The organism is Sphingorhabdus sp. (assembly GCF_044374345.1).
GTDB lineage: Bacteria > Pseudomonadota > Alphaproteobacteria > Sphingomonadales > Sphingomonadaceae > Sphingorhabdus_B.
The window spans coordinates 1-17254 of sequence record NZ_JBILOS010000039.1; the positions used below are offsets into that span (position 1 = coordinate 1).

Annotated in this window: 22 protein-coding genes and 1 tRNA gene; 20 read left to right on the forward strand and 3 right to left on the reverse strand. The window is 56.7% G+C overall.

The features are described from left to right. The first annotated feature begins 95 nt into the window (after positions 1–95). From rlmB to ACIQ5B_RS05655, 3 genes are all read left to right on the forward strand, one after another. On the forward strand, positions 96–854 hold the full coding sequence (gene rlmB, locus ACIQ5B_RS05645; RefSeq protein ID WP_397598174.1) for a 23S rRNA (guanosine(2251)-2'-O)-methyltransferase RlmB: 759 nt from the start codon (positions 96–98) through the stop codon (positions 852–854). Positions 855–943: 89 nt separating this feature from the next. Continuing rightward, positions 944–1567 carry a DNA-3-methyladenine glycosylase family protein gene (locus ACIQ5B_RS05650; RefSeq protein ID WP_397598175.1) on the forward strand — a complete coding sequence of 208 codons (624 nt, stop codon included), beginning with the start codon at positions 944–946 and terminating at the stop codon, positions 1565–1567. 121 nt (positions 1568–1688) lie between these two features. After that, positions 1689–2510: an SDR family oxidoreductase gene (locus ACIQ5B_RS05655; RefSeq protein ID WP_397598176.1), complete on the forward strand. Its 822-nt coding sequence runs from the start codon at positions 1689–1691 to the stop codon at positions 2508–2510. Here the strand turns inward: ACIQ5B_RS05655 and ACIQ5B_RS05660 are convergent. Continuing rightward, entirely contained in the window at positions 2491–2790 is a 300-nt protein-coding gene (locus ACIQ5B_RS05660; RefSeq protein WP_395628932.1) for a 4a-hydroxytetrahydrobiopterin dehydratase, read from the reverse strand. The two genes, ACIQ5B_RS05655 and ACIQ5B_RS05660, sit on opposite strands and share 20 nt — an antisense overlap. 49 nt (positions 2791–2839) lie before the next feature. Between ACIQ5B_RS05660 and ccmA the strand changes: the two genes are divergently transcribed. Both ccmA and ACIQ5B_RS05670 read left to right on the forward strand, forming a co-directional pair. Continuing rightward, entirely contained in the window at positions 2840–3451 is a 612-nt protein-coding gene (gene ccmA, locus ACIQ5B_RS05665) for a heme ABC exporter ATP-binding protein CcmA (protein WP_395628931.1), read from the forward strand. After that, positions 3448–4095, forward strand: a complete 648-nt coding sequence (locus tag ACIQ5B_RS05670) for a heme exporter protein CcmB (RefSeq protein ID WP_395628930.1) — start codon at positions 3448–3450, stop codon at positions 4093–4095. Before ccmA ends, ACIQ5B_RS05670 begins: the two co-directional genes overlap by 4 nt. Positions 4096–4149: 54 nt before the next feature. Here the strand turns inward: ACIQ5B_RS05670 and ACIQ5B_RS05675 are convergent, their stop codons facing one another. Continuing rightward, a complete protein-coding gene (locus ACIQ5B_RS05675; RefSeq protein WP_397598177.1) occupies positions 4150–4974 on the reverse strand; it encodes an SDR family NAD(P)-dependent oxidoreductase in 825 nt (274 codons plus the stop codon). A 96-nt stretch (positions 4975–5070) separates the two neighbouring features. On the opposite strand from ACIQ5B_RS05675, the gene ACIQ5B_RS05680 reads away from it, so the two are divergent. From ACIQ5B_RS05680 to ACIQ5B_RS05730, 11 genes are all read left to right on the forward strand, one after another. Next, positions 5071–5646, forward strand: a complete 576-nt coding sequence (locus tag ACIQ5B_RS05680) for a NifU family protein (protein WP_397598178.1) — start codon at positions 5071–5073, stop codon at positions 5644–5646. A gap of 23 nt (positions 5647–5669) precedes the next feature. Beyond that, positions 5670–6260 (forward strand): malonic semialdehyde reductase, encoded by a 591-nt coding sequence (locus ACIQ5B_RS05685; RefSeq protein ID WP_397598179.1) that lies wholly within the window; start codon positions 5670–5672, stop codon positions 6258–6260. A 21-nt stretch (positions 6261–6281) separates the two neighbouring features. Then, a complete protein-coding gene (tsaB, locus tag ACIQ5B_RS05690; protein WP_397598180.1) occupies positions 6282–6890 on the forward strand; it encodes a tRNA (adenosine(37)-N6)-threonylcarbamoyltransferase complex dimerization subunit type 1 TsaB in 609 nt (202 codons plus the stop codon). Then, complete coding sequence (locus ACIQ5B_RS05695) at positions 6887–7342, forward strand: GNAT family N-acetyltransferase (protein WP_397598181.1); 456 nt, start codon at positions 6887–6889, stop codon at positions 7340–7342. The genes tsaB and ACIQ5B_RS05695 overlap by 4 nt, the downstream gene beginning before the upstream one ends. A gap of 97 nt (positions 7343–7439) precedes the next feature. Continuing rightward, complete coding sequence (locus ACIQ5B_RS05700; protein WP_397598182.1) at positions 7440–7874, forward strand: MucR family transcriptional regulator; 435 nt, start codon at positions 7440–7442, stop codon at positions 7872–7874. A gap of 91 nt (positions 7875–7965) precedes the next feature. Beyond that, positions 7966–8388, forward strand: coding sequence for a Fur family transcriptional regulator (locus tag ACIQ5B_RS05705; protein WP_295492172.1), 423 nt, complete (start codon positions 7966–7968; stop codon positions 8386–8388). Then, a complete protein-coding gene (locus ACIQ5B_RS05710; protein ID WP_397598183.1) occupies positions 8360–9160 on the forward strand; it encodes a lysophospholipid acyltransferase family protein in 801 nt (266 codons plus the stop codon). The genes ACIQ5B_RS05705 and ACIQ5B_RS05710 overlap by 29 nt, the downstream gene beginning before the upstream one ends. A 9-nt stretch (positions 9161–9169) precedes the next feature. Then, a complete protein-coding gene (gene miaB / locus ACIQ5B_RS05715; RefSeq protein WP_397598184.1) occupies positions 9170–10504 on the forward strand; it encodes a tRNA (N6-isopentenyl adenosine(37)-C2)-methylthiotransferase MiaB in 1335 nt (444 codons plus the stop codon). Then, on the forward strand, positions 10505–11500 hold the full coding sequence (locus tag ACIQ5B_RS05720) for a PhoH family protein (protein WP_397577771.1): 996 nt from the start codon (positions 10505–10507) through the stop codon (positions 11498–11500). Continuing rightward, positions 11493–11999, forward strand: a complete 507-nt coding sequence (gene ybeY, locus ACIQ5B_RS05725; protein WP_397598185.1) for an rRNA maturation RNase YbeY — start codon at positions 11493–11495, stop codon at positions 11997–11999. Before ACIQ5B_RS05720 ends, ybeY begins: the two co-directional genes overlap by 8 nt. 32 nt (positions 12000–12031) lie before the next feature. Further along, positions 12032–12970 carry a hemolysin family protein gene (locus ACIQ5B_RS05730; protein ID WP_397598186.1) on the forward strand — a complete coding sequence of 313 codons (939 nt, stop codon included), beginning with the start codon at positions 12032–12034 and terminating at the stop codon, positions 12968–12970. A 7-nt stretch (positions 12971–12977) separates the two neighbouring features. Here the strand turns inward: ACIQ5B_RS05730 and ACIQ5B_RS05735 are convergent, their stop codons facing one another. Continuing rightward, complete coding sequence (locus tag ACIQ5B_RS05735) at positions 12978–13688, reverse strand: MOSC domain-containing protein (RefSeq protein WP_397598187.1); 711 nt, start codon at positions 13686–13688, stop codon at positions 12978–12980. A 35-nt stretch (positions 13689–13723) separates the two neighbouring features. Here ACIQ5B_RS05735 and ACIQ5B_RS05740 point away from each other — a divergent pair, with 35 nt between their 5' ends. The 4 genes from ACIQ5B_RS05740 to ACIQ5B_RS05755 all read left to right on the forward strand — a co-directional run bounded on the left by ACIQ5B_RS05740 (position 13724) and on the right by ACIQ5B_RS05755 (position 17234). Then, positions 13724–14890 carry a glycosyltransferase family 4 protein gene (locus ACIQ5B_RS05740; RefSeq protein WP_397598188.1) on the forward strand — a complete coding sequence of 389 codons (1167 nt, stop codon included), beginning with the start codon at positions 13724–13726 and terminating at the stop codon, positions 14888–14890. A gap of 48 nt (positions 14891–14938) precedes the next feature. Beyond that, a complete protein-coding gene (locus tag ACIQ5B_RS05745; RefSeq protein WP_397598189.1) occupies positions 14939–16264 on the forward strand; it encodes a replication-associated recombination protein A in 1326 nt (441 codons plus the stop codon). Positions 16265–16289: 25 nt separating this feature from the next. Beyond that, a complete protein-coding gene (locus ACIQ5B_RS05750) occupies positions 16290–17138 on the forward strand; it encodes a hypothetical protein (protein ID WP_397598190.1) in 849 nt (282 codons plus the stop codon). A 20-nt stretch (positions 17139–17158) separates the two neighbouring features. Next, positions 17159–17234, forward strand: a tRNA-Thr gene (locus tag ACIQ5B_RS05755). Positions 17235–17254: the final 20 nt, after the last annotated feature.

The window sequence follows — 17254 nt, forward strand, 5'->3', positions numbered from 1 at the left end:
AGAAGCAGCCCAATGGCGAAACGGCCCTTGCCTGTCAATGCCTCAAGTGGGAAAGGGGCCTATATCGTCTTCTTTTTCATCAACAGGTGTTTCAAATGTCTTCCCATAAGAGCCAGCGCCGCCGCGGCGCTGCCGTTTCCAGCGGCAATCCCAAATTTTACGGCCGTCACGCCGTATATGCCGCGCTTGATAATCCCGATCGGCGACTCATCAACCTGTGGGGTACCCGCGAAGAAATCGGCAAAATCGTCATTCCCGACGGGCTGACGGTTCAATATGCCGAGGTGAATGATTTGGCGCGCTTTGTACCGAAAGATGCACCGCATCAGGGCCTCGTGCTTGAAGTTGCGCCATTGGAAGACGTCTGGCTGACCGATGCACTTGCGGTCGCCGATGATGACAATCGCCCGTTGCTGATCCTCGACCAAGTCACGGATCCCCATAATGTCGGTGCAATCTTCCGCACCGCCGCCGCGTTCAATGCCGTCGCTGTTGTGACGCAGGACCGGCATGCGCCGCCAGAATCCGGGGCATTGGCCAAGGCAGCTTCGGGTGGGCTTGAAATCACCCCATGGGTCCGGGTTGTTAATCTGGCGCGGGCGTTGGAAGAAATTGCTGAGGCTGGATATTGGCGAATCGGTCTGTCGGGCCATGCCAGCGTGACGTTGGACGAGGCGCTGACACCGGGCCGCAACGCGCTTGTTCTGGGCGCTGAGGGTGATGGCATGCGTCGCAACATTGAAGAGCATTGTGACCAGCTGGCGAAGCTGCCAATCAGCGAACACATGGAGTCGCTGAACGTATCGAACGCTGCGGCGATCGCATTATATGCGGCAACCGTTCGGCGGGGCTAAACAAGGACAGCAAACATGCGGCAGGATCGGGTGAATTTAGGTATGAAGGTCGCTGCTACGCCCATGGCCTTGCTAGGCGTCGCACGCTGATGGGTATTCCAGCTGCACAATTGCATGCCGCCCTTGATGCACTGGCGGCGCTTGAACCGGGCATAGCGCAGGCGCTTGCGGTGACGGGTTATCCTGACGAGCGCATCCGGGAACCGGGCTATGCGACATTGCTGCGCACGATTGTCGGGCAACAGGTCAGCGTCGCGGCCGCCGCATCGGTGTGGAACAAGCTTGAGGCGCTCATTGGCCCAGAATGCCCACCGGACAAGTTGTTAGCGCAAGATTTCGACGCCTTGAGAGCATGTGGGTTGAGCCGCCAGAAGCAAGGCTATGCGCGTTCGCTTGCGGAGCTCGTGCTGTTGGGCGAATTGCCGCTCGATGCCCTGCCCGCCGATGATGAGGAGGCGATTGCCTACCTCACCCGTGTGAAGGGCATTGGCCGCTGGTCAGCCGAAATATATTTGCTGTTTGCAGAGGGCCGGACCGACATTTGGCCCGCGGGCGATCTTGCTGTGCAAGAAGGCGTGGGCCGCTTGCTGAAGCTGGATGCACGGCCATCGGAAAAAGACATACGCGTCATCGCCGAACGGTGGCGTCCCCATCGCGGCGCGGCCGCCATTTTCACTTGGTACATTTACGCCAAGGGATTTCAGGCGATTTGAGAACGGACGAAAGCTTAAGTCCGTTCTTCAGTCCCGGCAAAGCCGCTGCCGCAATATTCAGTTGACCTTTTGGGTAAATTAATGTGGCTGACAGACATGTGAATAAGGGAGAGCCGAAATTATGTCCGAAACGCAAAAAAGCATTTTCATCACTGGCGCCGCGTCTGGTTTAGGACGCGAAGTTGCGCGTTATTTTGCCAATGTAGGCTGGTTCGTGGGCCTTGCCGACGTCAATGAAAAGGGTTTGGACGAAACCGCGGCTTTATTGCCAGCGGGTCAATGGTCGCGCCACCGCCTTGATGTGACGGATCGTGCACAGTGGAAAGCCGCCGTCGCCGACTTTGCCAAGCACACAAATGGCCATATGACGGTCTTGTTCAACAATGCAGGCATTGGATCGGGCGGCCCTATTCAGGACATGACCGACGAGGACATCGACAAGATGATCGCGATCAACCTGACTGGCGTTATCAGCGGTACCCGCGCCTGTTTCGACCTGTTGAAAAACACGCCGGATGCCTGCGTCCTCTACACCAGCTCGGCCGCTGGCATTTACGGATCGGCTGGGCTTAGCGTGTACAGCGCAACCAAATTCGCGGTGCGCGGTCTTGCCGAAGCGCATGATATTGAGTGGCGCCCGTACGGGATTAAGTCCCGCAGCCTCATGCCCGGCTTTATCGACACCAACATCATTGGCGCGGTTGATGCCAACAGCAACATGACGGGTAAAGAAAAGCTGCAATCGGCTGGCGTCGAAGTGAGCCCGGTTTCGATCATCGGCCCCGCCGCATGGGAAGCCATTCATGGTGACAAGGTACACACAACTGTGAACAAAATGGCGAAGCAGCTTGCGTTTTCTGCCCGTTGGTTCCCGGGCCGGCTCCGCAAGCAATTGGGCTTGCTGGGCGGTTTAGGCGATGTGGTTAAGCCGTCGGCGCAATAGCGTCGATGGCCGAGGCCAGTTCCACGTCGCGCCGCGATAAGCCGCCGGCATCATGCGTTGTCAGCAATATCTCAACGCGGTTGTAAACGTTGAACCATTCGGGGTGATGGTCTGCTTTTTCAGCAAGGATCGCAACGCGCGCCATGAACCCAAAGGCTTCGGCAAAATCGGCAAAGCGCAAAGTGCGCCTTATCCCTTGTGCATCGGCGTCATATGACCACAAAGGCAGCTGTTCCAAAACCGCCGCGCGATCCGCTTCGTCGAGTTTTGAAACCTGCATGATGTCATCCTGATTTTGCAATTGGTGGAATTCATGCCTAAGTCGCCAAATGTCGTCACGTCAAGCACCCTTGCCGTCCATCAGCGTTGACAATGTCGCGGTTATCCGTGGCAACAGGCTCGTGCTGCGCGGGCTGACGGTCACTGCGCGCAGTGGTGATATTATTTGGGTCCGTGGCGCAAATGGTTGCGGCAAATCGACGCTCCTCCGGCTCATCGCCGGTCTTTTGCATGCCACCGCCGGTTCGATACAGACGGCAGGCCGGATTGCCCTTGCCGATGAAAATCTCGCGCTTGATGCAAATTTGACGGTCGCAAAAGCCCTCATGTTCTGGGCGGATATGGACGGCGCGTGTGCCGACGCGCAAAGCGCGGCACTGGCGGACATGGATTTGCAAGCTCTGGCGCAGGTTCCCGTGCGCTTCCTGTCGACCGGCCAGCGCAAACGCGCCAGTATCGCACGCGTTCTCACGTCAAAGGCGGATATCTGGTTGCTCGATGAACCCTATAATGGCTTGGACAGCGCAAGCTGCGCCCGGCTTGACCAAGCCATCACGGCGCACGCCGCAACCGGTGGCATAGTGCTCGTCGCGGCCCACCAGCCGCCATCGATTAACGTGGCGCATAGCCTCATCCTCGACAGGCCGGAGGCAGACGCATGAAGGCATTTGCAGCCTTGGTTGCGCGCGAAGTGCGTGTGGCATGGACGGGCGGCGGGCTATGGCTGCCGGTGATATTTTATCTTGCGGTTGCGACGCTGTTTCCGTTTGTGACCGGGCCAGACAAAGCGCTCCTTGCGCGCACAGGCGGCGGCATATTGTGGATTGCTGCGCTGCTGGCGACGCTGTTGCCAATTGAGCGGCTTATACTCCCCGACCGGCAAGCCGGCATATTGGATCAGCTGGCGATGCGTGGCTGGTCGGACGAATTGGTCGCCACCGCCAAAATCATGGGCCAGATTTTTGCCTTTGCCCTTCCGCTTCTTCTCGCGACGGTTGTGGGATCCGCACTGATCGGATTGCCTGAGGCACAATTGGGTACATTGTTGCTTGGCCTTGCCTTGGCACTGCCCGCGCTTTCGGGGCTGTCGGTCACCATCGCAGCGCTGACGGCAGGCCTTAGCGGGGCGAGCGCGCTGGGCGGGCTGCTGCTCGTGCCCATCACGATACCATTGCTGATCTTTGGCGCAGGCACATTGTCCGAAAATCCCGGCAACGCAATGCAGCTGCTTGCCGCGACTGCGCTCGCAATTACCGCTTTGTCGCCCTTTGCCGCCGGTGCGGCGCTACGCGCAGGCCGGACTTAAGTACCAAAGCCATATCTGCCGTCGGATTGATGGATTGCCCCGTCGCCGCGCAGCTTACCGCGCCGCGATTTTCTGCGCATAGCCGTCGGCGACCATAGCTTCGACCATGTCGAACAGCTTTTCGGGATCCTGCGCGCGCAGAACGGGAATGCCTGCCTCCATCCCTTCGGCGATAACAATCTCGCGCTTTCCGGCCTCAACCGCATCCCAAATCGTGGTTGCGACGACGTCTGGATCGATGCCGTTATCGATGGCAGCATCGCTCGTGCCACGCACCGTTCCGTCGGCATTCAATGCATTGCGCGATACGTTGGTCCGCACAGAACCCGGCGCGACGACGAGCACTTTGACGCCCTGCCCGGCAACTTCGCTGCGCAACGCATCGGCATAGCCAATCAACCCGTGCTTGGCCGCGCAATAGGCCGTCCGCATGGGAACGCCAGCTTTGCCGGCAACACTGGAAATCATGACAATCTGGCCATGTCCATTTGAAACCATATGTCCCAAAAGCGCTTGCGTCAGCGCAATCGGCGCAAGCAAATCGACATCAACAATCCGTTGGTAAACGCAAAAATCCGTGTCGATGGCGGGTGAACGCTGCGAAATGCCCGCATTATTGACCAGCACATCGATCTTGCCCTGATAGGCAATCGCTTCAGCGACCTTTGACGGCAAGGCCGCATAGTCGACGGTGTCGAATGGCAGAATAAAGCAGCGTTCAGGCGCGCCGGTAGCATGCGCGACGCGTTCCAGTTCAGCGACATTTCGGCCTGACAACACGGCGTGGCCGCCGCTTCCGACAAATGCTTTGGCCAGTGCCTCACCTATCCCCGACGATGCGCCCGTTATCCAGGCTGTTTTATGCGACTGATCGACCATTTTACTCTCCCTTTGACGCGCTTGGTCAACCGTGACTTCACCCCTGTCAAGACATTCTGGCTTGCACTTTTACCGCCACCGCACCACATGCGTGAAATGCTGATAGAAACTGAACTCACACCTAACCCCGCCACGATCAAATTTCTGCCCGGCCGCGCCGTCATGGAAAATGGAACGCGCGATTTTGCCGCCCCTGAAGAGGCTGAAGCCTCCCCATTGGCGGAGGCACTTTTCGGACTTGGTGATGTCACCGGGGTATTTTTTGGACGCGAATTTATTTCGGTCACGGCTGCCCCCGGTTCAGATTGGTCCAGCCTGAAACCCGACATACTTGCGATATTGCTCGACCATTTCAGCGCGAACATGCCGTTGTTCAAACCAGCCGCAGCTGGGTTTTCTGTTCCATCGGCAGATGCAGATTACCCGCTCGATGATCCACAAGATGCCGACATCGTTATCCAGATCAAGGAATTGATTGAAACGCGAATCCGCCCTGCGGTCGCAAACGACGGCGGCGACATAGTCTATCGCGGCTTTCAAAAGGGCATCGTCTTTTTGCAGATGCAAGGCGCATGCGCAGGTTGCCCGTCGTCTTCGGCAACGCTGAAAAATGGCATTGAACAATTGCTGAAGCATTATGTGCCCGAAGTCATCGAAGTGCGTGCTGCCTAATCTCTCCACCTGAAAGAAATCTTATGTCCGAAGCATTAAACGACGCCGCGCTTGATCAGCTGTTCCGCGAAGCCCGCAGCTACAATGGCTATTTGGATAAGCCAGTGTCGCAGGCGCAGCTTGAGAGCATTTGGAACCTGATGAAATTTGGTCCAACATCCGCGAACTGCCTTCCAGCGCGCATCATTTGGTGCACATCCACCGAAGCGAAACAAAAGCTGGCGGCATGCACGATGCCGTCGAATGGTGACAAAATTCTGCAAGCGCCTGTCACGGCGATTATCGGAATGGACCTCGAATTTTACGAACAGCTTCCCGAATTATTTCCCCATGCGGATGCCCGCAGCTGGTTTGCCGGCAATGACGTAGCCATTGAAAAGACGGCGTTTCGGAACAGCAGCTTGCAAGGCGCCTATCTGATGCTGGCCGCGCGTGCATTGGGACTGGATACCGGTCCAATGTCGGGCTTTGACAATGCCGCTGTCGACAAGGCATTCTTTGCCGGAACCAAACTGCAGTCGAATTTCATCTGTACACTTGGTTATGGCGACACAGCGAGCATTTTTGCACGCAGCCCGCGACCCGAATTTGTCCGCTTCAATCAGGTCGCCTAACCTAAACGGCGGCAGGCGATCATGCGCACATTGGTCATCGATACCGCCACACGGGCGTGCTCAGTTGCGTTGTTTGATGGCAAGCAATTGCTGGCCGCCCAACATGAAGTGATTGGCCGCGGACATGCGGAACGTTTGCTTCCCCTCATCGCCGCGCTGCCGGATAATGGCAAAGCCGACCAGATCATGGTGGATGTTGGCCCCGGCAGCTTCACGGGTATCCGTGTGGGCGTTGCCGCTGCCAAAGCATTGGGATTGGCGTGGCACATACCAGTGCACGGCTATGGCTGCCTTTCCTTGGTCGCCTCGATGGCGCGTGCACAAAGCGGATCACAAGCAGCCGTCGACGTCATCATGACAGGCGGCCATGGTGAGTATTTCTTCGAAGCATTTAACGACGCCGGGCATTCGATAGCCCCAGCGCAGTCGGTTTTGCCTGAGCTATTGGCGAAAGTTGCCATCGCTGAGCATGTTGCCGGCGACATTGACCCGCAACGCCCAGATCGGTTGTGGACCGACACCCTCCCCGACGCGCGCGCATGGGCACATTTGCCGGACGACCACGCCCTTCCGCCCATTCCTGTGTATGGAAGGGCACCAGACGCAAAACCGGCTGCAGTCGGGGCATGATCCGCGTCGTCGAAGGCGATGCAAAAGACATTGCGTCCATCATGCCGATTATGTCCGACGCCTTCGACCCCCGATTTGGCGAAGCATGGACGGCGGCGCAATGCCTGTCCACTTTAGTGCTGCCGGACTGCCAACTGTTACTTGCCAAAGATGGTGACATTCTATGCGGATTCGCCATCACGCGCTGGGTTTTTGGACATGAAGAATTGCTGATGATTGGCGTTGCACGAAAGTACCAGCGCCAACAGATTGGCCAAAATCTTCTCAGAGCCGTGATAAATAGAGGCAAAACCGCGAGAAGAGAGAAGTTATTCCTTGAAGTTCGGGACGGGAACCCTGCATCTTCTTTCTACTTAAAAGCTGGCTTTTCACCCATCGGACGGCGCAAAAATTATTACAAAAGCACTGAAGGAATAAGTCCAGACGCGATTACAATGTTCATTGATCTTTAATATTTCAAATCTAGCGGCTTTTCTTGACGACTTCATTTCAAGGCTATATGCATCAGGAAAGTCGTAAACTATAAAAATGGGTCCAGGAGTTCAAAATATGTCTCAAGAAAGTAACGATACCGCAGAATTGTTAATTACTCTGACCGCTGATATTGTCGCCGCCCATGTCAGCAACAACAGTGTCGCGGTATCGGACGTATCAACTTTAATTGGAAATGTGCACGCGGCACTCGCCGGTCTTTCCGGAACGGCTGCTGCGACCGAAATAGTTTTGGAACCCGCTGTTCCAGTCCGTAATTCGGTGAAGCGCGATTATATCGTCTGCTTGGACGACGGTAAGAAGCTGAAAATGCTGAAGCGCCACCTGATGACGCATTATGGCATGACGCCTGATGACTATCGCGCAAAATGGGGTCTGCCGGCCGATTATCCGATGGTTGCACCTGCTTATGCAGAACAACGTCGCGAACTCGCAAAGGCAATCGGCCTTGGTCGTGCACCGGGGTCGGGTCGGAAGAAAAAAATCAAGTAAAGCGCGCAACGCGGCACTGAAAAATAAGGCCGGAGCATTCTCCGGCCTTTTTCTTTGACGAATCGTGACGCGGCACTAAATGTGTATCGCGATGGACATTAAAATCGACATTGAAGCGCTGTGTAACGAACGCGGCCTGCGTATCACCGACCAACGCCGCGTCATAGCGCGCGTCATTTCGGATGCGACTGACCATCCAGATGTAGAAGAGCTCTATCGTCGCTCGTCCGCCATCGACCCCAAGATTTCAATCGCCACCGTATATCGGACTGTCCGCTTGTTCGAAGAAGCGGGCATATTGGACCGGCATGACTTTGGTGACGGGCGCGCACGCTATGAAGCGTCGCCAGAGGCACATCACGATCACCTCATCGACGTCGAAACCGGCAAAGTCGTTGAATTCGTCGACCCCGAGCTGGAAGCACTGCAGAAAATCATTGCAGAGCGCCTTGGCTACCGTCTCGTTGACCATCGTATGGAACTCTATGGCGTCGCCATCGACCGCAAGGATTAAACGCCGCAACCCCGCTGCATTTTTAGCTGGCCAATGTTTGTTTGCCGCCCGGCTGCTGCTGATGGCCGCCAGCTTGGTAACGAGCTTGCTGCTCCACAATCTATGGCGCCTTCTTAATCGGCCATCGCCGTGGCCGCGCCTGTTCCTGCTGTCGATCAGCTGGACCAGCGGTATTGCAACCGCCACGACTGGGCAGCGGGTGCGCGCGAATGTGTTTTACGCCGCCAACCATCATAGTTGGATAGACATCCCGGTAATGTCGGGCGTTACCGGTTGCACCTTTGTCGCCAATGACGGGATTGAGGGCTGGCCATTGATTGGGTGGCTTTGCAAAATCAACAACACCATCTTTGTGAACCGCGAAAGCCGCGCCAGCGTCGGGAATCAGGTGGAGGATCTGCGCGCGGCCATGACGGGCGATCAACCGGTTACGATATTCCCCGAAGGCACGACCCATGATGGTTCGGGCCTTTTGCCGTTCAAACCATCGTTATTTGCCGCACTCGTTCCGCCACCATCGGGCATGCTCGTTCAGCCAGTATTTTTAAGCTACGGGCACCATACCCCGCGTGTGGCGTGGGTCGGCGATGAAAAAGTGACCGAGAATTTCTGGCGGCTTTTATCCCATCTGAAACCGATAACGGCGACCCTGCATTTTCTGGAGCCGTTCGATCCGCTGCATTACCCAGACCGCAAGGCGATTTCCGCTGAAGTGCGTGCGCGCATAGGTGCAGCGATGGAGGGTGGCGGGGGTGCACAGCGCTATGTATAGACGCGCGCTATGAGCACGGATTCTCCCAAAACCTATTCGATCAAAAATTACGGCTGCCAGATGAACGTCTATGATGGCGAACGCATGGCTGAAATGTTCGAAAGCCAAGGCATGACGCCCGCTGATGAAAAGGCGAATGCCGATCTTGTCGTGCTCAACACCTGTCATATTCGCGAAAAAGCCGCAGAAAAGGTCTATTCCGAAATCGGCCGTCTGCGTCGCAAGGACGGCAGTAGCCCCGTCATTGCCGTGGCCGGATGCGTCGCGCAGGCCGAAGGCGGCGAGATTAGCCGCAGAGCGCCCGAAGTCGACATTGTTGTCGGCCCGCAAGCCTATCATAATCTGCCTGAAATGGTTGCAGCGGTCGGACGCGGTGAACGCGTGGTCGACCTTGACCTGCCCGGCCTCGATAAGTTCGGCAAACTCCCTGCACGCCGCAAGCAAGCGCCATCTGCGTTTTTGACGGTTCAGGAAGGCTGCGACAAATTCTGCACCTATTGCGTTGTGCCCTACACCCGCGGCGCGGAGATTTCGCGCGGCTGGAACGCGTTGATTGACGAGGCAAAGGCCATTGTTGACGCGGGTGCCGCAGAAATCACGTTATTGGGGCAAAACGTTAACGCTTGGGATGGCGAAGACGACAAGGGTCAGTTGCAGGGTCTCGATGGCCTCATCCGCGCGCTGGACAAAATTCCCGGCCTGCGCCGCATCCGCTATATGACCAGCCACCCGAACGACATGACCGAGGGGCTGATCGCCGCGCATGGCGATGTCGAAAAGCTGATGCCGTTCCTGCACCTACCCGTGCAATCGGGTTCGGACCGCATATTGAAGGCGATGAACCGCAGCCACAGCCGCGACAGCTATCTGCGCATTTTGGACCGCGTACGTACCGTTCGGCCTGACATCGCGTTTTCGGGTGATTTCATCGTCGGTTTTCCCGGCGAGACCGAAGAAGATTTTGAAGACACCATGCGTCTGGTACGTGAAGTCGGCCATGCGCAGGCCTATTCGTTCAAATATAGCCCGCGTCCCGGCACGCCCGCCGCCGATATGGCCGACCAGATCGCCATGGAAATCATGGACGAACGGCTCCAGCGGTTGCAGGCGCAAATCGTTGCGGACCAAACCGCATTCAACCGAAATACCGTTGGTAAAACATGCGATGTTCTTCTCGAACGGCCGGGCAAATTTGATGGCCAATTGATTGGCAAATCGCCTTGGCTGCAATCCGTGCATGTCCTTGCGCCGGACCTTTCTATCGGCAATATTGTTAGCGTTCAGATTACCGATTCTGGCCCCCTTAGCTTAAAAGGTGAACCAACGATGAGAGCAGCCGCCTGAATGGCCAAAAAAGCCCAAGCGCAAGCCGGTGACCTGTCCCGGCTGGAAATGAGCTTCGACAAGCCACATCTTATCAATGCGGTGTTTGGCGAATTTGATCGCAACCTGGTGACAATTGAAAACAGGCTTGGCGTTTATATCTCGGCCCGCGGCAATCGCGTCCAAATCGAAGGTGAAGCAGGCGCCATTGGCCGGACACGCGATGTTCTCAACGATATTTATTCGCGCATTTCGCGCGGACAAGACATGGATTCCGAAGCCGTGCAGTCGATTATCGCAATGACCGCCGAACCCACGCTTGAAGGCATATTGCGCAAGGAAGACAATGCCGCCCCCGGCATCATGATCCGCACGCGCAAGAAAACCTTAGTGCCGCGTTCCGCCACGCAGATTCCCTATATGGAGGCATTGGCGCGTGACGAGATTATCTTCGCACTTGGACCCGCAGGAACCGGAAAAACCTATCTGGCGGTGGCGCAGGCTGTGGCGATGCTGATTACCGGCGCGGTGCAACGCCTGATCCTCTCGCGTCCTGCGGTCGAAGCGGGTGAGCGGCTTGGTTTCTTGCCGGGCGACATGAAGGAAAAGGTCGATCCCTATCTGCGCCCCATTTACGATGCGCTTTACGACTGCTTGCCCGCCGAACAGGTCGAACGCCGCATCGCTTCGGGCGAAATCGAAATCGCCCCTATCGCCTTCATGCGCGGGCGCACCCTCGCTGACGCCTTTATCATTCTCGATGAAGCCCAGAACACCACTGCCGCGCAGATGAAGATGTTCCTGACCCGTTTTGGTATGAACAGCCGCATGGTCATTTGCGGAGACCCGCATCAGGTTGATATCCCCGGTGGCGAACGGATGTCGGGCCTGAATGACGCGGTTCAACGCCTCGAAGGCGTGGACGGCATTCAAACCATCCGCTTCAACAGCAGCGACGTCGTCCGCCATCCATTGGTCGGACGGATCGTCGATGCCTATGAGGGCGGGCGTGATTGACGTCGAATTAGACATCGGATTGCCATGGGGCAGCTGCAATTTCGGACAAAGTGAAGTTGAAAAGGCCGTCGATGCGGCTGTCCGTTTTGCGGCCATCCCTGAACTGGCGGACCCCATTGTCCCCATGAGCGTCAGCGTCAAGCTATCCGACGATGCAGAGGTGCATGCACTCAACCGTGAATGGCGCGAAAAAGACAAGCCAACCAACGTGTTGTCCTTTCCCATGCTCGATGATGATGAAATCGACGCATTGCTGGACGGGACCTACAACGCGCCCGAAATCATGCTGGGTGACATCATCTTGGCCTATGAAACCTGCGCCGCCGAAGCGGAGGAAAAGCAAATTTCCGTCGCGGACCATGCAACGCATCTGGTGATCCACGGCATGTTGCATTTGCTTGGCCATGACCATGTTGACGACGAAGAGGCCGAAGCCATGGAGGCGTTAGAAGTAAAAGCGCTTGCATCCATGGGGCTTCACAATCCATATGACACTTAATTCCATTAAAAAGAGGCCAATACGCTTCCATTATGCCCGAGGGTGACAGTTTTAGCGGTGCAAGAACCGCAACCGACGACGATAACGACGGACGAATATGGCAGCGGCTAAAAACGATGTTTTTTGGCCGCGATCACGAGCCGACTTTGCGCGAGCAGCTTGAAGAAGCAATTGCCGAGCATGAAGAAGATAGCGACGATCACGACCAATCGGACAATGACGGCGACCTGACCGCGGTTGAGCGCACCATGCTGCGCAACCTTTTGCATTTCAGCGAGCACCGGGTCGACGATGTGATGGTGCCGCGCAGTGATATTGTCGCCATTGACGAAAGCGCTGGCTTTGCCGATTGCATCGCGGCCTTTGCCGAACATGGGCACAGCCGCCTGCCCGTCTATCGCGAGACCTTGGACAGCATCATCGGCATGATACATATCAAGGATGTGTTCGCCGTTCTTGCATCGGGCGAGCAGCCCCCAGAAAGCTTGGAAGCCTTTATCCGTCAGCCCCGGTTTGTGCCGCAGAATATGAGTGTTCTCGCGTTGCTCGACGAAATGCGCCGGACGCGCACGCATTTGGCGATCGTTCTTGACGAATATTCCGGCACCGAAGGCCTGGTGACGATTGAAGACCTGGTTGAAGAAATCGTAGGTGAAATCGAAGATGAGCATGACGAAGAACCCGAAGCGATGTTCACGCAGTTAAGCCCCGTCATGTGGGAAGCTGATGCGCGCGCGGAACTCGACGATCTGGCGGAAGCCATTGACGCTAAATTGTCCGAAGTTGAAGAAGATGTCGACACGCTGGGCGGACTCGCCTTTGTTATTGCCGGGCAAGTTCCCGATGTCGGCCAAATGCTGACGCACGAAGCCAGCGGGTGGAAACTCGAAATATTGGAAGCGGACGAAAAACGGGTCACGCGCATCCGGTTATTCGCGCCATCGCCCGACACGGACGAAATAGACGAATAAGGCGGCGTTAAAGCTGCGCGGCGAGTTTCGCGGCGCGTGTGCGCCAGGATTCGGCCAATGTTTCAAGCTGCGAAAGCGCCTGCAACTGCGCGAGCGCATCGGCTTGCTTATGCCCACCGCCGATCAGCAGTTTGAATGTGCGGGCGACGGTCCAGTCGTGCCCCGCCTGCTCAACCTGCTCTATGCGGTCGCCCGGCGCGACTTCGCCTTCCTCAATAACGCGGAAATAGCCGCCGCAGCGGCCTGAGCTAATGACCACACCAGACAGGCCATGCACGCCAAAATGATGGTCCAGCTTCCAACATGGCTGACGCCCCTGTGCAACCTCAACCAAGGCCTTTCCGATCCGAAGCCTGTCACCGATGCGCAATTTGTCCTCGGTCAGCCCCGATGCGCTGATATTTTCGCCAAAGGCGCCGGCGTAATCGAGTTTCGGATTCGTAAATCCTTCCGCTGCGAAATGGGCAATCCATTTGGGATAATGTTCGGCAGGATAAAAATGCACCGCTTTATCAACGCCGCCATGCACCGTCGGGTCCGCGACCTTATCGCCTTCAAATCCCAATTTGCCCAGCATCACGGGCCGGTCCACAGGCGCGCGGGCCATGGCGCTCATCGTGCCGTCAGCGCGGAAGGGTTTGGGGCCGCCAATCAGCAAGGTGTCGACTTGGGTTACAATCATCCCGGCAACATATCCCACCAAATACAGCATTCCCATTGGCATTTTGCTTTACGACCGATAAAAGCCCATCAATGCACACCAGCGACCTTCGCATTGCGCTTTTCAGCGGCAATTATAATTATGTACGCGATGGCGCCAATCAGGCGCTCAACCGGCTGGTGGGATATCTTTTAAGCCAAGGCGCGTCGGTGCGTATTTATTCGCCGACAGTGGAAAATCCCGCATTTGAAGCAACTGGCGATCTGGTGTCCGTGCCTTCAATGGCCATTCCCTTTCGCTCCGAATATCGCATACCATTGTCGTTATCGCGAAGTGTTCGGCGTGATCTTGAGGCGTTCAATCCAAATATTGTCCACATCGCAAGCCCTGACCGGGTTTCACGCAAGGCCGTCAAATGGGCAACAAAGCAGAACCTGCCTGTTCTATGTTCGGTGCACACCCGTTTCGAAACCTATTTCCGTTATTACAACATGTCCTTCATCGAGCCGGTCGTCGAAGCATGGATCCGTCGCCTGTATCGCAAATGCGACGCGTTGGTTGCACCGTCCGAGAGCTTCGCTCAGGTCTTGCGCCAACAGCGAATGAACTATGACATCGACATCTGGTCGCGCGGTGTCGACAGGGAGATTTTTAATCCCGGCCGCCGTGACATGGAATGGCGGCGCGGACTTGGCATATCGGACGACACACCTGTCATCGGGTTTCTAGGCCGGCTGGTTATGGAAAAGGGTCTGGATGTCTTTTCCGACACCATTGACCAACTCAAGCGACGTAACGTCCCGCATCAGGTTTTGGTGATAGGAGACGGCCCCGCACGTGCATGGTTTGAATCGCGGATACCCGATGCCAAATTTGCAGGTTTTCAGGTTGGCGCGGACCTCGGCCGGGCCGTGGCGAGCATGGATATGTTTTTTAACCCGTCGGTCACGGAAGCATTTGGCAACGTAACGCTTGAATCAATGGCCTGCGGACTGCCCGTCGTCGCCGCAAAAGCAACCGGCAGCCAAAGCCTGGTCGAAGACAAGGTGTCGGGACGCCTTATAACGCCGGGCGCAATCAACCAGTTTGCTGACGCACTGCAGGCCTATTGCGTAAATACGGACCTGCGTGCCGAACATGGCAATATAGGCGAGCGCAGGTCACATGATTATAGCTGGGATGCGATCAACCAGACCGTTGCAGACACATATCTGCGCCTCATCCGTCAACGTGCCGCGCGTGATATTGCTGCGCGCTGACAGGGTGCATGTGATAGGCAGGCTACCCGGTACCGGATCCCAATAGGCATGAGCGACCTTTTTCACGACGAACCCGCACAAACAGGGACGCTGCCGAAAACAGCGCCGCTGGCGGATAAGCTGCGTCCGGCGCAATTGAGTGAGGTCATTGGTCAGGAGCATCTGACCGGACCAGAGGGTGCAATTGGCCGTATGGTGGCTGCGGGAAAATTGTCGTCCATGATCCTCTGGGGCCCGCCGGGCACCGGAAAGACAAGCATCGCGCGTTTGCTGGCTGATGCCGTCAACATGCATTACAAGCCGATCTCTGCGGTCTTCTCCGGCGTTGCGGACCTCAAAAAGGCGTTTGCCGAAGCCGAGACGATGGCGCGGACGGGCAAGCAAACCTTATTGTTCGTAGACGAAATTCACCGTTTCAACCGCGCGCAGCAAGACGGATTTCTGCCCTTTGTTGAAAGCGGCTTGGTCACTCTCGTTGGCGCGACAACGGAAAATCCGTCGTTCGAACTGAACGCCGCTTTGCTTTCGCGTTCGCAGGTCATGGTGCTCCACCGTCTTGATGACGCCGCGTTGGCAACATTGCTCGCGCGCGCAGAAGATATCATGGAGCGCCCCCTGCCCGTCACGGCCGATGCCAAATCCGCGTTGATATCGAGCGCGGACGGCGATGGTCGGTTCCTGCTCAATCAAGCCGAAACGCTGTTTTCCATCAGAATCGACAACCCGCTCGACCCGGCTGCGATGGCCGCGCTGCTGCAGCGGCGGATGCCCGTCTATGACAAGGACCGCGAAGGGCATTACAACCTGATATCCGCGCTGCACAAAAGCTTGCGTGGCTCTGATCCGCAAGCCGCGCTTTATTGGATGGCCCGCATGTTGGTGGCGGGCGAAGAGCCATTATATGTCCTGCGCCGCCTCGTCCGTTTCGCCAGCGAGGATATCGGCCTCGCCGACCCGCAAGCGCTCGTCCAATGCCTTGCGGCCAAGGACGCCTATGAATTTCTGGGCAGCCCCGAAGGGGAAGTCGCCATTGTTCAGGCATGCCTGTACCTTGCGACCGCGCCAAAATCGAACGCTGCGTATAAAGCGCAGAAATCCGCGTGGAAGCTGGCACGCGACACCGGATCGTTAATGCCGCCCGCGAACATATTGAACGCGCCAACCAAGCTGATGAAAGACATCGGCTATGGCGCGGGATATGCGTATGACCATGACAGCGCGGACGGATTTTCCGGCGCTAATTACTGGCCGGACCAAGTTCCGCCAACGCAGCTCTATCAACCCGTCGAACGTGGTTTTGAACGCAAGATCATAGAACGGCTGCAATATTGGGATCGTCTGCGCGCCCGCAAAACCGGTCCAGACGCGACATGATGTCCGCCCACCGCCAAAACGCCTGATGCGACCCTTTACGCGTTTTGCCTGCGCCGATTGGTCCGGGGCAAAGGGCAGCCGCCATCCCGGCATCGCCCTTGCCGTCTGCGAAGCTGGCAATGAAGCCCCGCGCCTTGTTCCTGCACCCTCCGGCATTTGGTCGCGTCAGGCGGTTGCCGATTGGTTGCTGGCGCAAGATGATGATTTGCTGATTGGCTTCGACTTCAGCTTCGCGCCCCCCATGATTGCGCGCGGCGCCTATTTACCGGGCGATGCATTGCCGACAACTGCCAAGCCTTTTTGGGCCTATGTTGACGGCATTTGCGATGATCCCGATTTGGGAGCCGCCTCATTCCTTGAAAAACACCATCGCCGCCATTTTTATTTCGGCGCTGCCGATGGCGTAAAATCGACATTCTTACATTGGCGGCAGTGCGAGTTGTTGAACAAGCACAGTAGCGGGAAGATCTCGACCGTCTTCGACGCCATCGGCGCGTCACAAGTCGCCAAAGCAAGCTTTGCGGGCATGCGCTTTCTAAACCATGTCCGCGAACATGTCGCCATATGGCCGTTTGATCCGTTGCCCGAACGCGGGCCTGTGGTGGTGGAGATATACACAACCATCGCCGCACGCGCCGCAGGCGTCGCCAAAGGCCGCAGCAAGATTCGCGACGCAAACGGGCTGGATGAGGCTCTACGTAGGTTGGATTCCCTGCCCCACACACCGCTCGAACGCTACACCGACCATGCAACAGATGCGTTGCTTGCCGCCGCATGGCTGCGCAAAACCGCTTCAAATCCGCAATTTTGGACGCCAGCTGCATTAAATTGCGAAATAGCTGCAACTGAGGGCTGGACCTTTGGGATCATTTGAGGCAATGGGCGCCACAGAGTGCCGGCTTAGCTCAGTTGGTAGAGCACCTGATTTGTAATCAGGGGGTCACGAGTTCGAACCTTGTAGCCGGCACCATATATTTCAATGACATAACC